This is a genomic window from Cryobacterium sp. LW097, assembly GCF_002205495.2.
GTDB classification, from domain to species: domain Bacteria; phylum Actinomycetota; class Actinomycetes; order Actinomycetales; family Microbacteriaceae; genus Cryobacterium; species Cryobacterium zongtaii.
The window spans coordinates 1,022,547-1,038,519 of record NZ_CP021992.1; the positions used below are offsets into that span (position 1 = coordinate 1,022,547).

General features: G+C 65.5%; 22 protein-coding genes and 1 pseudogene. All 23 read left to right on the top strand.

The features are described from left to right. Positions 1-108 precede the first annotated feature (108 nt). The 23 genes and pseudogenes from B7495_RS19300 to B7495_RS04825 all read left to right on the top strand — a co-directional run bounded on the left by B7495_RS19300 (position 109) and on the right by B7495_RS04825 (position 15,906). Positions 109-291, top strand: a complete 183-nt coding sequence (locus B7495_RS19300) for a helix-turn-helix domain-containing protein (protein ID WP_240632401.1) — start codon at positions 109-111, stop codon at positions 289-291. A gap of 309 nt (positions 292-600) precedes the next feature. Then, complete coding sequence (locus tag B7495_RS04730; RefSeq protein WP_088455554.1) at positions 601-1,221, top strand: hypothetical protein; 621 nt, start codon at positions 601-603, stop codon at positions 1,219-1,221. Positions 1,222-1,226: 5 nt separating this feature from the next. Beyond that, on the top strand, positions 1,227-1,547 hold the full coding sequence (locus B7495_RS04735) for a hypothetical protein (protein WP_151199525.1): 321 nt from the start codon (positions 1,227-1,229) through the stop codon (positions 1,545-1,547). Positions 1,548-1,591: 44 nt separating this feature from the next. Beyond that, entirely contained in the window at positions 1,592-1,801 is a 210-nt protein-coding gene (locus tag B7495_RS04740; protein ID WP_168195285.1) for a hypothetical protein, read from the top strand. Beyond that, positions 1,798-2,136 (top strand): helix-turn-helix domain-containing protein, encoded by a 339-nt coding sequence (locus B7495_RS04745; RefSeq protein ID WP_151199527.1) that lies wholly within the window; start codon positions 1,798-1,800, stop codon positions 2,134-2,136. The genes B7495_RS04740 and B7495_RS04745 overlap by 4 nt, the downstream gene beginning before the upstream one ends. 262 nt (positions 2,137-2,398) lie before the next feature. Further along, positions 2,399-2,761, top strand: coding sequence for a hypothetical protein (locus B7495_RS04750; RefSeq protein WP_088455558.1), 363 nt, complete (start codon positions 2,399-2,401; stop codon positions 2,759-2,761). Between the two features lie 12 nt (positions 2,762-2,773). Beyond that, on the top strand, positions 2,774-5,650 hold the full coding sequence (locus tag B7495_RS04755; protein WP_088455559.1) for a phage tail tape measure protein: 2,877 nt from the start codon (positions 2,774-2,776) through the stop codon (positions 5,648-5,650). A 66-nt stretch (positions 5,651-5,716) separates the two neighbouring features. After that, positions 5,717-6,424, top strand: a complete 708-nt coding sequence (locus tag B7495_RS04760) for a hypothetical protein (protein ID WP_088455560.1) — start codon at positions 5,717-5,719, stop codon at positions 6,422-6,424. A 3-nt stretch (positions 6,425-6,427) separates the two neighbouring features. Next, entirely contained in the window at positions 6,428-6,577 is a 150-nt protein-coding gene (locus tag B7495_RS19040; RefSeq protein ID WP_168195286.1) for a hypothetical protein, read from the top strand. A 161-nt stretch (positions 6,578-6,738) separates the two neighbouring features. After that, a complete protein-coding gene (locus B7495_RS04765) occupies positions 6,739-7,431 on the top strand; it encodes a hypothetical protein (protein ID WP_088455561.1) in 693 nt (230 codons plus the stop codon). Positions 7,432-7,820: 389 nt separating this feature from the next. Beyond that, positions 7,821-8,321 (top strand): hypothetical protein, encoded by a 501-nt coding sequence (locus B7495_RS04770; RefSeq protein WP_151199528.1) that lies wholly within the window; start codon positions 7,821-7,823, stop codon positions 8,319-8,321. Positions 8,322-8,356: 35 nt separating this feature from the next. Continuing rightward, positions 8,357-8,764 carry a helix-turn-helix transcriptional regulator gene (locus B7495_RS04775; RefSeq protein WP_088455563.1) on the top strand — a complete coding sequence of 136 codons (408 nt, stop codon included), beginning with the start codon at positions 8,357-8,359 and terminating at the stop codon, positions 8,762-8,764. Further along, on the top strand, positions 8,761-9,183 hold the full coding sequence (locus B7495_RS04780) for a hypothetical protein (protein ID WP_088455564.1): 423 nt from the start codon (positions 8,761-8,763) through the stop codon (positions 9,181-9,183). Before B7495_RS04775 ends, B7495_RS04780 begins: the two co-directional genes overlap by 4 nt. Positions 9,184-9,684: 501 nt before the next feature. Next, positions 9,685-9,927, top strand: coding sequence for a hypothetical protein (locus tag B7495_RS04785; protein WP_151199529.1), 243 nt, complete (start codon positions 9,685-9,687; stop codon positions 9,925-9,927). Between the two features lie 811 nt (positions 9,928-10,738). Next, on the top strand, positions 10,739-10,867 hold the full coding sequence (locus B7495_RS19465; RefSeq protein ID WP_255416777.1) for a hypothetical protein: 129 nt from the start codon (positions 10,739-10,741) through the stop codon (positions 10,865-10,867). A 330-nt stretch (positions 10,868-11,197) separates the two neighbouring features. Next, positions 11,198-12,175: pseudogene (locus B7495_RS04790) on the top strand (CpaF family protein); the annotation flags it as partial. Then, positions 12,172-13,032: a type II secretion system F family protein gene (locus B7495_RS04795; RefSeq protein ID WP_088455567.1), complete on the top strand. Its 861-nt coding sequence runs from the start codon at positions 12,172-12,174 to the stop codon at positions 13,030-13,032. The pseudogene B7495_RS04790 and the gene B7495_RS04795, both read left to right, overlap by 4 nt. Beyond that, positions 13,020-13,964 carry a type II secretion system F family protein gene (locus tag B7495_RS04800; protein ID WP_240632402.1) on the top strand — a complete coding sequence of 315 codons (945 nt, stop codon included), beginning with the start codon at positions 13,020-13,022 and terminating at the stop codon, positions 13,962-13,964. Before B7495_RS04795 ends, B7495_RS04800 begins: the two co-directional genes overlap by 13 nt. 74 nt (positions 13,965-14,038) lie before the next feature. Next, positions 14,039-14,224 carry a hypothetical protein gene (locus B7495_RS04805; protein WP_088455569.1) on the top strand — a complete coding sequence of 62 codons (186 nt, stop codon included), beginning with the start codon at positions 14,039-14,041 and terminating at the stop codon, positions 14,222-14,224. Positions 14,225-14,294: 70 nt separating this feature from the next. Then, positions 14,295-14,654 (top strand): TadE/TadG family type IV pilus assembly protein, encoded by a 360-nt coding sequence (locus tag B7495_RS04810; protein WP_370028230.1) that lies wholly within the window; start codon positions 14,295-14,297, stop codon positions 14,652-14,654. Further along, on the top strand, positions 14,623-15,099 hold the full coding sequence (locus tag B7495_RS04815) for a hypothetical protein (protein WP_088455571.1): 477 nt from the start codon (positions 14,623-14,625) through the stop codon (positions 15,097-15,099). Before B7495_RS04810 ends, B7495_RS04815 begins: the two co-directional genes overlap by 32 nt. A gap of 5 nt (positions 15,100-15,104) precedes the next feature. Beyond that, a complete protein-coding gene (locus B7495_RS04820; RefSeq protein ID WP_088455572.1) occupies positions 15,105-15,566 on the top strand; it encodes a pilus assembly protein TadG-related protein in 462 nt (153 codons plus the stop codon). A gap of 55 nt (positions 15,567-15,621) precedes the next feature. Further along, positions 15,622-15,906 (top strand): hypothetical protein, encoded by a 285-nt coding sequence (locus tag B7495_RS04825; RefSeq protein WP_088455573.1) that lies wholly within the window; start codon positions 15,622-15,624, stop codon positions 15,904-15,906. Positions 15,907-15,973: the final 67 nt, after the last annotated feature.

Consider the following 15,973-nt stretch of genomic DNA (forward strand, 5'->3'; position numbering starts at 1 on the left):
GACACGCACACAAATCAAGCGTCCACGGCTTGCACTCAGTCTCAACGTGTGCAACCATTGCTCAGGCGCTTAGATTTCAAGCGTTTCACGAATAGACCGGAGGACCCCGTGACCAAGTTGCTCACGCTCGAAGAAGTAGCCGAGTTGCTACGCAAGACCCCCGCAGGCCTTCGCTGGCAGATCCACAACGGCAGCGCGCCCAAGTCGGCGCTGATCGGCGGTCGTCGCATGTTCCGCGACGTCGACGTGGAGGCATTCATCGCGGAAGCGTTCGATGCCGCAGCCGCCTAACCCCGCCCACGCCCCAAGCCAAGCTGACCACTCGCTTGACTACGACCCGATCACTTACGGCGACCCCACCGCCAACCGAGCTATTGCGAACATGCTGCCCGGAAAGTACGTCATCACCCACGAGAGCGGGCTTCGATTTTGGATCGACTCGGACAGTCTCAGGCCGCTCCTCGAGCAGTGTGAAACGCGCATTGCACGACGCACTGGCCGCACTCACCTGCACCTGAAAAGCAAAGACCCCGGCACCGCGCCAACGGTAACCGGGGAAGACAACCGCACCTCAAGCCAGCTAGGAAAGAGAAACGAATCGTGAACCACCAGACTACCAACGAAACCTGCACTGCCGCCATCGCGGCTCCCACGCCCAAGATGTTGGCCCACATTGAGGCGCACCCCGGCTGGGCGGACGCACCCGTAGTCGACCTCATGCGGGCCGGCTTCACCGCGGAGGAGTATGAGTCCTTCTTCGACATGATTCGAATCCAGCCGATCGCCCGCGTGCAGGACTGGGACATTGCCGAAATTCTCGCCGTGCCCGACATGCCGAAGGGCCCGGCAGCCATGCGAGCTACCGCCGAGAAGCTGCTGCTGGCCGCGGACTGTCGAGAGCAGGAGGACGCCAACATAGCCGGTCAGCGCGTGATCGATGTCGCTTTCCCGGATGGGAAGCTCGGCGCCGCATTCCACCTGGTCCAGCAGAAGATGGCAGGCAGCGCCTACATCAGCACCATCAACATCAGGGTAGATGGTCCGTGGGCGTCCGAGATGGACCGCGCTACCTCCGGTTCCACCTTCGGGTCGACCGAGTGCACTTTCACCTACATCGGCCTCTTCGACTACGTGCGCGAATGGTACGACAGTGAAGCTCGGCACATGGGGAGATTCGTCGAACGAGCGACCTTCGATGGGGCTGCGCAGGTGTCCCTGTGAACGCCATGCGCAGCATCAAGGACCTGACCAGCGTCATCGACTGCTCCGTCGTGCACTGCGAGGGCCTCGCCTTCGATCACGAGTCCGACGACCCCCGCCTGAACTTGCACCGGGTCTCGGGCCCGGAGCTCGAGTCGGTCCCCATGACGATCAACTACGTGATGCAGTCGAACACCTGGCCGCGGTGGGTCATCGACGTCGACGCCTTCCACCAGGACGGGGAGACGACCCCCGCAGAAGCGTCTCTCATGGCGCTGTACCTGTCCCGTGCTGCTCTGCTCTGCATCGACATGAACGAGGCACACAGCGCAGCAGGGTGGGCGTGATGGCCAAGCCTGCAGCGCTGCCTCCCGTCAAGCGTGTACCGACTGTGACGAACCGCAGCGGGTGGCACGTCGAGCCCGGTTCGCTCCTGATGCGGAGCCTCTGCAACGCCGACAACAGCCCGGACGACATTGACCGGAGCCGGTACGTCATCAAGATGGCGCCGACCTTCAACGCGTGGGATCGCTGCTCTGGCGGAGCCTCCGCACAGATCATCCGCGACAACACGACCGCGGGAGAGGCGAGTGATGAGTGAGCATCTCAGCACGCAACTGGGCCTGGGACGTCCGATGGAAGGACAAAGGCGACGGGCCATCGCCGATGAAGGAGAAGATAACGCTGCTCTGCCTGGCGGAGCACGAGAACCCCGAGTACGGCTGCGCCTTCCCCAGCCACGTGACGATTGCCGAGCGCACCGGCCAGAGCGTGCGAACGGTGCAGACGCACATCAAGACGCTCGTCGAGCGAAGGGTCGTGACGATCGAGAAGCGACGCAGCGTGCATGGCAAATGGCTCAGGAATGTGTACCTGCTCAATGTGCCCGACAGCTACCGGGGGAAGGATCCCGAGTGGATGCGGTGGAACGAGTGAACCGGCAAGTTTTGCCGGATCGTCGCCCTACCATCGGCAATTCGCGTAGATACCATCGGCAACTCCTGCACAACGAACCGGCAATTCTCGCGTAACGAACCGGCAAGAACTGCGCACTATTAGTTAAAGACCAGCTACTTGATCAGTCATTGATGATCAGGGTCAATTTCTCCGAAATCGACCGCCATAGCTTCGTGCGATTGCTTCTTCGATCAAGAGGCCGTCGCACGATGCACTTGACGGTTCACCAGCTGGTGACGGCATGAGCTCCCGCGGCTTCTTCCTCCTCGGTGAAGACGGGCTGCCTGAGTCGTTCCTCGATGTGGACGCCTTCGAGAAACGTGAGCAGCGGCTGTCGTCGCTGCTCGGCGCACACTCGCGGGACCCTGCAGCGATCCTCGAAATCATCAAGGCCGAGGTGATGGGCAACGGCGAGTCTGCCGAGATGCGCGCCCTCCTGGCCTGCGGTGTCCTCTATGAGCTCGCCAGTGGCGTCCTCGCACCATTCATGTCGCTCGCTGAAGCGGCGTATCCCAAGAACGACTACGTGGGCGACCTGCTCACGCTGTCTGACCAAATCAACCAATCGTTGCAGGGCGATGCTCACGGGGGCGAAACCCCCTAGAAGGAGAAACGCATGTCCGGAAGCGCAATGTTTGAAGCGGGGTCGATCGGCTTCCGCCTGCAAATGATCGGCGCGCAGGTCTTCCACCGGGAGGCCGCACAGGCGGACGCCGCTGTTGCTGGCATCGGCACGTCGGCAACGGCGGCGGCTCGCGCAGTCGGGCCCCTCTCTCGCGCGCAGGACACGGCGGCGGTGTCGAACCGACGCGCCGCTGTGGCCGCACGCGAGGCCGCGGCTGAGGTTGAACGGCTCCGTCGTGAATCCGCTGAAGCAGCCAAGTCGATCGGCATGGCTGCTCTTGGGATTGGGGCGGCATTCGCTGCCGTCGCTGCTCTCACCATCGGGACCTACGCCACGTTCGATGAGGCCAGCTCGAAGACGGCCGCCGCGACCATGGCGACCCGCGAACAGCAGGATCTCCTCAAGGAGTCTGCGATCGAGCAGGGTGCGGCGTCGGTTTACTCGGCGCGCGAAGCGGCTGACGCGCAGACTGAACTCGCCAAGGCGGGGGTGTCGGTAAACGACATCCTCGGCGGCGGCCTGTCGGGCTCTCTGGCCCTCGCAGCCGCGGGTGAACTCGCTGTAGCTCGGGCCGCTGAAATCGCCGCCACGACCCTCACAGTGTTCTCGCTCAAGGGTGACCAGGCCGGGCACGTCGCCGACCTTCTCGCCGCCGGCGCCGGGAAGGCTCAGGGGTCGGTCGACGACCTCGCCCTCGGCCTCGACTACGTGGGCGTCACCTTCGCCCGCCTAAACATCCCCCTCGAAGACACCGTGGGCACGCTGGCACTGCTGGCGTCCAACGGTCTCCTGGGCGAGAAGGCCGGCACGGGCCTGCGCTCGGTCATCTCGTCGCTCACGGCGCCCGTCGCCAAGGGCGCCGAGGAGATGGCGAAGTACGGCATCAACGTCTTCGACACTCAGAAGAACTTCATCGGCATGGCCGGTGTCGCTGAGGAGTTGAAGACCGGCCTCGGGGATCTCGACGAGCAGACCCGGTCCGCAGCGCTCGGTGCTATCTTCGGCGCCGAAGCTGCCAGCGCTGCAGGGATCCTCTTCGCTTCCGGCGCCGCGGGTGTCGAGGAGTGGAACGAGAAGGTCAACGACCAGGGCTACGCCGCCGAGCAGGCCGCCCTCAAGACCGACAACCTGACCGGTGACCTCGAACGACTCGGCGGATCGATGGACTCCGCGCTGATCAAGACGGGCTCTACCGCCAACGACACGATGCGCGAGATGGTGCAGCTGCTCACCGGGCTCGTCGACTGGTACGGGAACCTCGACGAAGGGGCGCAGGCGACTGCCCTCGGCGTCGGGGTCGGGACCGCCGCCGTGTTCCTCTTCGGAGGGACAGCGATGCTCGCGGTGCCGAAGATCGTCGAGTTCCGGGCCGCCATCACGAGCCTGAACACGACGATGAAGGGGACCGCAATCGCTGGCGGTGTTGTCGGCCTCGCCCTGACAGCTGCAGTCGTCATCCTGGGCGCCTTCGCAGTCAGCAGCGCGAACGCCTCCAACGACGCACAGGCGCTCTCGGACACCCTCGACACCCAGACGGGAGCGATCACCGAGAACACCCGCGCATGGGTCGCTGACAAGCTGCAGAAGGACGGCTCGCTCAAGGCTGCCAAGGAACTGGGTGTGGCGGCTGACACCGTTGTGGACGCGTTCCTGCAGGAGGGCGACGCGATCAAGACCATCAACAAGGCGCTCGCAGCCGCGAAGGACCCGAACAGCGAGTACCGCAAGGAACTCGAGCGCACCGGCGGGTCGACCGCTGACATGGCGATCAACATGGGCTACCTGGAGAAGGCGATCCGCGATGGCGAACCGGCCACTGCGGAGGCTGAACGCAGGTTCCGCGAACTCAAGGAGGCGACTGCCGAAGCTGGCGGTGAAGCTGCTGACGCCGCCCCGGCTTATGTGGCGGTCGAGGACGCGGTCGACGGTGTTGTGTCGTCGATCTCGGACCTCGTTGCGGAACTCGACGAGCTCAACGGGCAGAACCTTTCTGCACGAGAAGCAGCGCGGGCACTCGAGGAGGCTTACGACAGCTTCGACGAGTCTCTCGCCGAGAACGGCGCGGTCCTCAACGAGTTCGGCACCGACCTCGACACCACCACTGAGGCCGGCCGGGCGATGCAGTCGAAGCTCGACGACATCGCCTCAGCCGCCATGGACACAGGCCAGGCAATCGTTGACTCTGGCCAAGGCTACGACCAGTACCGGGCGTCGCTCGAGTCGAGTCGTGCTGCACTGCTGGTTCGAATCGACGACCTGGGTATCAGTGGTCAGGCTGCCCAGGATCTCGCGGACAAGATCCTGCACATCCCGTCCGAGACGGAGTGGGCGGCGTACGTCAGCACTGAGGACGCCAACGCGAAGCTGGCCGACACGGAAGCGCGCGCGCTGAGGATCAAGAACCTCCTCGCGGGCATCAGCGTGAGCATGGGCAGCCACGTCGCCAACGGCCGCGGTGGAGGCGGCATGACCGTGAACCAGGCTGACGGCGGCGTCGTGTCGTACTACGGCAACGGTGGGTTGCGCGAGCAACACGTTGCACAGGTCGAGAGGGCCGGTGCGATGCGTGTCTGGGCCGAACCCGAGACCGGCGGCGAGGCCTATATCCCCCTCGCTGCTGGGAAGCGCGGTCGGTCGTCGGCGATCCTCGCGGATGTCGCGGGGAAGTTCGGCTACCAGCTGGTCCCCGCTGGCTCGCAAGCCTTCGCAGGCGGCGCTGTCGTTGGTGGTGGCGCGGCCCCAGCCGGGGGCCCGGCTTGGACCGGCGACATCGTCATCAAAGGCCACACCGGTGATGACAGCCACCTCGCAAAGATCGTCCGTCGCGAAATCAACGACCTCTTCAGGGGAATGAGCATGGATTACTAACCGGCCGACGCACCGAGCGGGAGTCCTTCGGGGCTCCCGTTCCAACACCCACACGAAGGAGCGCTCATGACCACGATCGCTGGTCCATTGAACATCACCAACCTGCCCACCCCGCACATCCGCTACACCCCAACAGTCAGCACCGCTGGCAGAAACGAGCACGACATGACCGATACGACCACCACCCCCGAAGAGATCACCCCCGAGCAGGCAGAGGCCGAGTTGGCCCGGCTTGAGCAGCAGGTCATCGACGGCGGCGACGTCACGCTGGCCGACCTCGAGGCAGCGCGCACGAAGATCACGTGGGCGGGCCTCATCCGTCAGCGCCACGAGAAGCGCGCCGCGGACAAGCGGGCCAAGGATACCGCCGACGCCCAGCAGGCAGCCAAGGACGAAGCGACCGCGCTGCTCGCGACGTCGACCGCCAGCCTCGAGTCCATCCATGCCACGGCCAGCAAGGCGCTGGACAAGTTCCTGAAGCAGCTGGCCGAGCACAACGAGCTCGTGGAGAGTGCCGGCAGGATCCTCGAGGCGGCGAACGTTGTGCACCCGGACCCCGGACTGGTGAACCCCCTCGACGCCCCGGGCCTCGACCCCGACTTCTACGTCACCTCGTACGGCGGCACGCGGAGCGGGGTCCGCGTGAATGGCGTCACGCTCACTCCCGCGCATGTCGGCGGGGAGTTCCGGAAGCTGGCGTACGCGGTCGCGGATGCGCACGGCCTCAAGACCCGGGGCAACTCCGACCTGGCCTACAAGATCGGTCGGGACTAAGCCATGAGCGCCGAGACGAAGAAGGCCGCCGTGGCTGCACGCCGTGCCGACATCGAGGCACAGGAGCGCGCTGACGGGCCGGACGGAGACGACACGGAGCCGGATGCCCTGAGCGCCTCTATCGACGCTCTGCGGGCCAAGTACCGCCGCTAGCCTCGACCTCACAAGCTCCGCCGTGTTCCACCCCTGCCGCGCTGCAAGGCGCGGGGGACACGGCGGCCGCGGGTCCGTCTCCTGGACGGGCCTGCATACCGGGGCTGCGCACCAACCGTGCGCAGCCCCACCACCGCACCAAACGACACGAAAGGCACCACATGGACGCCAGCAGCCCGACAGGCACCACGAGCCCGGTTGAGGGCTCCACGACCGCAGAGGAGCGTTTACGGGCGTTCCAGATGGACATGCTGCAGGTCGACGTCGACTATGCGGTCGAGTGGATAGACACGATGGCCGCTCTCGTCGGGCAGCACCTCGACCACGAACCTTTCACCGAGAAGCGCATCGCCGCGCTGCACAAGTGGGAAGCCGACCGGAAGAACGCCCAGGTGAGGCTCCGCTACCGGTACGACGTTAGCCGGCGCCCAGCGAGACTCATCGATGAGAGCACGCGCAAGGTCTCTCACACGGCGCACGAAGACCTGAGGGTGCGCCTGCAGGAACTCGCTGACCGCGGCGTGACCAAGACGCCGTGGAAGAAGTCCCCGATCCGGAAGCTCGCAGACCAGATGGAGCGCGACGCGAAGGCAGCAATCGCCGCCGAAGATGCCCGCCCGCCCGCGCAAGCGAAGCCCGAGACGCCCGCCGACTTTGCAGCGCAGTTCATCGCAGAGATCTCCAAGGCGTCGGGAGTCCCTGACGTGCTCACTACCTCAGACACTGCGATCAGGACAGGGCTCCGACGCAACGGCATGGACACCGCCACTGCCAACCGCATGATCGGCAAGCTCCGCAAGGCTGTCTACGCGCACACCGGGCAGCGCCGGCCGCTCATCGACGACGGCGAATAGAGACTCGAACGGGCGCGCGCGGCGCCACTTGTACCGAGACAGGTCAATGACGATCTCTCGTACAGGCGTGCGCGCGCGTCACCCGCGCGAGGCCACGTCGAATGTTGCGCATCGCACCATCTCACGTGCACGCGCGCGAGCAGACCCGGGTGACCGGTCACAGGGACACGCGGCGAATGCTGCGGTGCTGGTGTGCAAAGACAGATCGATGGGCCTGGTGGCCACGAGCGTGACGTTCGTGGAACCAGCCATCGTGACGTTCATCGGCGCCAACAGAATTGACGGCTAGTCGGTGCTCCCGCGGTCCGAATTCCAGTGCGAACGGGCGCTCTGCCCCACTTCGGGGGGTGAAGTGCCTCACCCGCTCAACTTGACGGTACGCTCACACCATGTCTGTGGGGGTTATTCAATCGAGGTCCTACTATCCGCATCGTCCGATTGGCGAGCGTTGTGGTCATGCTCAAATCTCGAATGACGGACGCCCTGCGAACGAATGGGATCTCAAGATCCCTGAGTTCCGGGAAGAGATGGACCAGCTTGAGGAGAACCGACTTCACCCGTCGTTGACCTGGGCCGAGCATCAGGACTATATGGCGAAGCTCACGGGCCTCATGTTGAAGGCTAGACTCGGGCAGATCGCCTTTGGCAAAGCTGAAGAGGGCAACCACATTCGTGACACGCTTGTAGAACTCAAGCCCAGGCTTGAATCGAAACGCGTAGCGTTTGGGAAGAAACCCAGGCTTTTGAGGTTGTATGTAGCAGAGCCTGCACGTACACCACGTCTGCTGGTCGGGCTCCATCTAGCCACGAAGGCGGATAGCGAGGGTGGGTTGACCGAACAGAACGAGTCAATCGACGTCGCGATGGAAAGGGCCTACTCGTGGGCCTAGAGATGCGTTGTAGTGTGAAGGACGGAGGAGTAGCCATGACAATGGAACAGAAGCAGGCTGCGAAAGACATCGTGCGCGATCATTCCCGATGGGCGGCGGAACATAATCTGCGCGCTCAAGAGGAACTACTCAACTTGATTTGCGTCCATCAGGAGCAGTCGGGCAACTCCATCGACATGGTCGCGGACAGGCTTGGGATATCTGCTCCGGAGGTCGAAGAGATCCTCGAGGGCCGAGCGGACGTTACCCTCACTGAACTTAGGCTGCTTTCTGTTGCATGCGACGTTGTCGTGGCATACTCAGTGCGACCAGCAGCCAAAGCGCACATCAAATGGCTCGGTTGGACTACGCGTCGGATTCAGGCCCACGAACACCTGCCGAACCATTGGGGTGACGCCACGATCGCTCAGACGGCACGATTGTACGCTGAGAGCGTCCGATGACTTTCATACCTACAAACCTTGAGGTCATTCGTCTACGAGCGTCTCAAGGTGAGAGCAGTTCTGATCACGCCACGTGGTCGATCGCCTTTGATCCCGAGTTCCTCGGCGAGGACTCCGAAATCCGCGTTGTCATAGGCTCGCTGCATGTTGGCGGGTCGGGCGGATGGGCCGACATCAGCGTCGGCTCTTTCTTTCTCAGAACCCAGGACGTTCCTTCGGAAGAGCTGGCGGCGCTGATCGCAGCATCTGACGCCGCCGAGACTCTTTACGACTTCGCGCGGTCTCATTTGCATCCTCTGCTGGCCATGATCGGGTCCGACGCTGCCGTGCCGCGTCAGAGCCCTGATGTCACAATCGCCCCATTCGAGCCTGAGGATGAAGACGAGGAAGAAACTACACTGGTGTCAATTGACGCTTAGCAACGCCACTGTGGTCCGCGCCGTCTCGCGAGTCCAAGGCTTTCAGCCCAACGGCTCTTAGCCCCATAGTCCAATAGACCTGAAACCCGGCACGTCTCTTGAGAGGCGGGCCGGGTTTTTTCGTCATTCACCGGGTGAGAACGGCGACCCGGCACGACGGGCACACCCAGAACGGTCGCGACGTGGAGCCCGACGGTTCACAGGGCACCAGGCACTGCGGACAATGCGGTGCGTCGATCCATTCGAGGTCATCCATGGCGGGGAGTGTACGCGCGTAGAGTCGATCCACGCTCGGTCTATCTAGCTGGCGCAACCAGAACCCGCGGGATGGGGATTGAATCCCGGCCCCTGAGGGTGTCCGCGGCCGTGGACACCCCATGCTGGCCGCGAACCCTCGGCTGCGGCGAGACTTGACGGCTGACCCGCGCACGCCTACCCCACCTTCGGGGCAATGATGCCTGGACTGCGCACCCGGGGCTCGGCGGACAGTAGCCTTCGACCATGAAGGCGAACCCATACTCGACAGCACTGTTTACTATCGGCCCGATCGGCTTGGTCGTCGCGTTGATGCTGTTCGTCGCGGGAGTGTCTGCGATCGCCACGGGTCTGTTCATCCTCGGCGCTCTCAGTACGGTCGGCTGGCTTGTGCTCGGCGGACTGCAGTGGAAGCCGACTGAGCAGCCGGCCAACGCCGGCACGGTCATGCCGCCGGCCCGTCACTGGCTGGACCGCAAGGCCCCGTAGCCAGCGAAGGGTGTCCACGCTCTGGACGCCCTTCGGCAATGTCGCCGGGACGATCTAGGGGCTCACCTGACACGTCGGCGCCCGGAGCTCTGCCGGCCCTCCGATCATCTCCGCGACCTCACGAAGATGATGTTCGGCCTCAACGCGGGCGCGGCGCGGGATCTCCACAGTATGGATACCCCCGTCGGCGATGGGACCATTTCAGGCACCCACCTAACATGGTCCGTCGCAACGGTCAGCGGACCATGTTCCCGAGGTCGCGAAAATGGTCGAGATTTTGAGGGTGAGCCGTTGTCACTTCATCGGGGGTACACACTTCCGTGTACCCAACGCCGACACGGCCGATGGTTCTCCGCGCTGTCGAGCACCCTCGAAGGGTAGGAGTCCGCTGCTCGCGGGCCAAGGGGACTCACTGAACGAGTCACCCTCCACAAGGAGGGGGTACGCGTCTCGTGCGTAGCCTTGCCGATGACTTGACCCGGCCGATGAATCGTCTGGAGCACAAGGGTATGCAGACTCTGCACACCCCTGAGCCCGTTCGCCACGACCATTCCGTTGACCCCAACGAACTGATCGCGGGGTCCCCGGCCCTGGGACCGTAGCGCCCGCGCAGGTCGCGTTTGGAACGCGAGATGCTCAAGCACCATGTCGGATTTCAGATCGGACCTGCTGCCGGCCGTCTCGAAGGGTGCGATTTCAAATCCGACCCATCCATCGAGTACGCCAGGGGCTATCGCCCGGCCGCTGCAGTCCCGTAGCCTCAGCCCATGGATGACACCAAGCCCAACCGGATCGAATCGCAGGCCGATTGATGGCCGCCAACGGAAGACCCTCTGATGCCGCCTTCGCCCGCGCCGGCGTTCTCATCGCAGCCGCCATGTACGACCTGGCCATCAAGCGCCTGGAGGCCAGAGACCACGAGATTTCGGCCCATGAATGAATCGACCCCCACCCCTCCATCCAAGCCGTGGCGCAGGGAACCGTCTGAAGCAGCGTTCGCTCGCGCTGCTGTTCTCATCTCCAACGCCATGTATGACCTCGCTGAGAGGGACGCAGAGGCCGCCGAGCTCGAACGACGTCAGGCCGAAGGGCTGGAGGGTGAACCACAAATGCCCTGAACTCTGCCGGTTGATGACGCTCTGAGTCCGCACAGAGTCCGCAAGAACCTCCGTTCGGGGCCATAGCCGACGACGACGCACAACCATCCCAACCGCATGAAATCAACGATGTCGAGGGCGGGCAACACTCGCCAACTGCCAGTGTCGCGTTCTGGATCAACTCGCCCAGCCGGGTTTTCGTCGCCCGTGACGGTGTGCCAGAGCTGACCCCGATGGTGCTCACCGAGCGGGAGGTGCGCGACCTGGTTGAGCGGATGTTGCAGGCGTCCGGCCGGCGGGTCGACCTGTCCTCACCGTTCGTGGATGCGTCCTTGCCCGACGGCTCCAGACTGCACGTGGTGATCCCTGACATCACCCAGCGATACTGGTCGGTCAACATCCGCAAGTTCACCCGGCGCATCCGGGACCTCACCCAGCTCGTGGCGCTGGGCGCGCTCACCCAGCCGGCCGCGGAGTTCATGCGGGTGTGCGTGCGTGGCGGGCAGAACATCCTCGTCTCCGGGGCCACCCAGACCGGAAAGACCACCATGCTCAACGCGCTTCTGTCGGCCACGCGTCGCACCGAACGCATCATCACGGTGGAGGAGACCTTTGAACTGAGCGTCGGCGCGCGTGATGTCGTGGCCATGCAGTGCCGGCAGCCCAGTCTGGAGGGTGCGGGCGAGATCACCCTGCGCCGGCTGATCAAGGAATCACTGCGGATGCGGCCGGACAGGCTCGTTGTGGGTGAGGTGCGTGAGGCGGAGAGCCTGGACCTGCTCATCGCGCTGAACAGCGGGCTACCCGGCATGTGCTCGATCCACGCCAACAGCGCCAGGGACGCCCTCGCGAAGCTGTCGACCCTGCCGTTGCTGGCCGGGCGCAACATCGACTCCTCGTTTGTGCTGCCCACCGTGGCGGGCTGTATCGACATCGTGCTGCACTGTGAGATGGACCGGCACGGGCGCCGCCGGGTAACCGAGATCATCGCACCGAGCGGTCAGCTGACCGGCTCCACCATCGAAGCCAGCCCGCTGTTCCTCATGAAGAACGGGGTGCTGGAACACACCGGCGGATTCCCCACCAAGCTCGCCAAGTTCCGGGCCGCAGGTCTCGACCCGGCCGAGGTGCTGCGGAGGGGAGCGGCATGACCCTGGTTCTGGGCAGCCTGCTCGGTGCCGGGCTGCTTCTGCTGAGCTCACCGCTGCTCTGGCCGGCCACCGATGGTGCGTCCCGCAGCGGCCGGCTGGTGTCGGGCTGGCGGGCCCGGCTCGCGCAGGCCGGCTTCGGGTCGGTGCCGGTGCCGGTGTTCGCCGCGCTGTCTGCGGTGCTCGCGGTGGCTTCCGCCGCGCTCGCCGAGGCGGTGCTTGGTGTGCGAGCGCTCACCCTGGTCGTCGGTGTGGTCTGGCTGGTGTTGCCCTCCCTCATCGTGCTGTGGCGGGCCAGGGCCAGGCGGCGGTTGAACCGCACGGTCTGGCCCGATGTGGTCGACCACCTGGTCTCCGCCGTGCGGTCGGGGCTGGCCCTGCCCGATGCCGTGAGCAGCCTGGCGCAGGCCGGGCCGGTGGTCACCCGCACGGCGTTCGCCGAGTTCGAGCGGGAGTACCGGGCCACCGGCAACTTCGGCTACAGCGCTGACACGCTCAAAGCCTCCCTCGCCGACCCGTTCGCCGACCGCTTGATCGAGACGTTGCGGATGGCACGGGACGTGGGCGGCAGCGACCTCACCGTGGTGCTTCGCAGCCTGTCGAGCTGGTTGCGGCAGGATGCCGCGGTGCGCGCCGAGGTCGAGGCCAAACAGTCCTGGGTGGTGAACGCCGCCCGGCTGGGCGTGGCCGCACCGTGGATCGTTCTGGTGCTGATCAGCAGCCGTCCGGAGGCGGCCCAGGCCTTCAACACCCCGGCCGGAACCGTCGTCATCCTGGGCGGTCTCACCGTATCGGTGCTGGCCTACCGGGTGATGCTCATCGTGGGGCGGCTGCCCGAGGAACGCCGGTGGTTCCAGTGACGGCGCTCGCCTGGGGTGCCTTCTTCGGGTCGGTGCTCGGCATCGGACTCTGGTCGCTGGTGAGCCTCACCCCGCGGCTGAGCCGGCCCCGGCTCGCGAACCGGTTGGCGCCCTACCTGCTTGACGTGTCGGCTGAGGCCCGGGTCTTCGTGGGCCGCCGCTCCGTCGACCCGATCCCGGTGCTGGGCACCCTGTTCTCGCCGGTGTTCGAGACCCTCGCGCAGGCCCTTGCCAATGCGCTCGGCGGCGCCGACATCCTCGAGCGTCGTCTTGCGCAATCGGGCTCCTCCCGAACCGTCGACGCCTTCCGGTCCGAGCAACTGGCGTGGGCGCTGATCGGCGCCGCCGGCGCGCTGCTGTTCGCCCTCGGCACGCCGTCGGGCCGTAGCTGGCCGCTGATCGTGCAGGTCGCGGCGCCCGTCGTCGCGGCCGGAGCGGGGGTGCTGCTGCGGGACACCCTGTTGAAACGGGCGGCGACGGCACGCCTGGCCCGGATCGACAGCGAGCTGCCCACCATCCTGGAGTTCCTCACCCTGTCCCTCGCGGCCGGTGAGGGCATCCTCGATGCATTGCGCCGCGTCTCCCGCAGTACCTCGGGGGAGTTGTCCCGCGAATTCGCCGGGGTGATCGGTGACGTTCACGCCGGAGTGTCGCTCAGCACGGCGCTGACCGAGCTGTCCACCCGGATGCGTCTCATGTCACTGACCCGGTTCGTGGACCAGGTCGTCGGGGCGATCGACCGCGGCTCTCCGCTCGCCGACGTGCTGCGGGCCCAGGCCCAGGACGGCCGGGAGGAATCCAAACGGCATCTGCTCGAGGCGGCGGGCAAAAAAGAGGTGGCGATGATGGTGCCGCTGGTGTTCCTGATCCTGCCGATGACCATACTTTTTGCGATTTTTCCCGGCTTGTTCGTGCTGCAGGCCGGTTTTTAGACGTCCCCGACCGACACCGTTCCAGCTGCACCGCCCCGCTCCATCCGTGCACCATCGAGAGAAAGCAGGACACCGTGAGCCTCACCACCCAGTTTCAGAACCGTATCCGCATTGGTCTGCACGACGAGAGGGGTGACGTACCGGGCTGGGTATTGATCACCCTGATGACAGCCGGGCTGGTCATGATCATCTGGGGTCTGGCCGGACCCGCGCTCAGCGGCATCTTCGAGCAGGCCATCGAGCGGGTCAGCGGCATCTAGAGGATGCCCTGATACCGACATGATCCGCAGGTGGCGGTGTGCGCAAGGCGACGCCGAGCGTGGCACGGCGGTGGCGGAATTCGTCATGGTTTCGGCGCTGCTCACCGCTCTCACGTTGGCGGTCCTGCAGCTCGCGCTCGCCCTGCACATCCGCAACACCGTGCTGGATGCGGCAGCGGAAGGCGCCCGATACGCCGCGCTGGCCGACAGCGGCCTCGAGCAGGGCGCCGAACGAAGCCGCGACCTGATCACGGCGGCGCTCGGACCGGTCTACGCCGCCGATGTCACGGCCAGGTACGCCGATGTCGCCGGGCAGACCGGCGTGCAGGTGCGGGTGGTGGCCCCGCTGCCGATGTTCGGTCTGTTGGGTGTGGACCGTGGCCTGGAGGTGAGGGGACATGCGGCCGTGGAGGGGTTGGAAACCGAGTGACCGATGGTGGCTACCGACCGGCGAGCGCGGGTCAGCCTCGCTCGAGTTCATCACCGCCGGGCTGATTTTGCTGGTGCCGCTGGTCTACCTGGTCCTGACGATGTCCGTGGTGCAGGGCGGTGCGTTCGCGGTGGAGGGTGCGGCCCGGCAGGCGGCCCGGGTGTACGTTCAGGCGCCCACCGCCGGCGCCGCTGAGGCCCGCGCCGAGCGTGCCGTGTTGGTGGGGCTGGCCGACTACGGCATCGACGCGGCCGCCGCCGAGGTGAGCATCACCTGCCCGGGGTCCGCCGTGTGTCTGTCACGTCGCAGCGTGGTGACGGTGACGGTGCGGGTGGTCGTCGATCTGCCCTTTGTGCCCGCCGTCATCACCCAGTCGCACGGCGGCAGCATCCCGCTGCAATCGTCGGCCACCCAGACGGTGTCCAGATTCTGGCACGAGGGGTGACCCCGATGGCGCACAGGGCCGGCGTCGGCATCGGCCGCAGCACCCGGGGCGAGGACGGTTCAACCCTGCTGATCACCATCTTTTACGGCTTTCTGGCGCTGCTGGTGGTGCTGATCGTGGTCGCCGCTACGAGCCTCTACCTCGAGCGCAAAAAGCTGTTCACGCTGGCGGATGGGGCGGCGCTCGCCGCGGCGGAATCGTTCACCCTCGACTCGGTCGCGATAGAGGCCGGTGAACTGCATGCGGCCCTGACGACCGGCGAGATCCGGGCCGTGGCGACGGCGTACCTGGCCGCCGCGGAGCAGCCGGGGATCGACAACTTGGTGCTGGCCCGCGCCGACACGGCGGACGGCCAGAGCGCCACGATCACCCTGCAGGCCTGGTGGCGTCCGCCCGTGTTCACCCTGTTCGTGCCCGATGGCCTGCCCGTGGAGGTCACGGCGGTGGCCCGGTCGGTGTTCCACTGACGACTCCGAAGGTGGCATCTGCCCGGATGCAGCGAGGCTCGGTAGAGTTCCAGACATGAAACGCATTGACTACTACGGCAGAAGCTTCACCGTCTCGGACCGCTTTGCTGACGCCCTCGTGAGCTACCTCAACGACGCCGTGACCTCGGGCAAGCCGTTGGGGGAGTTCTTCGAGATGCGCTGCTACATCACCGACCCCGGTCAGACGGTTGACGTCACCATCCAGGTGGTGGCGGGCGTGCCGCTGCTGGTCTACCCGGCCGATGCGGTCTTCGACGGGGTCGCCGAGATCGAGGACGACCCGGCCGCCGTTGGTCGGTTGGGCTACCGGCGCAGCTGACCTGCCGAACCGCGCGGCCAGCCTGCGGTGGCTGGCCGGTAGTGTCGTCGGAGTGCCGCATCCGGTC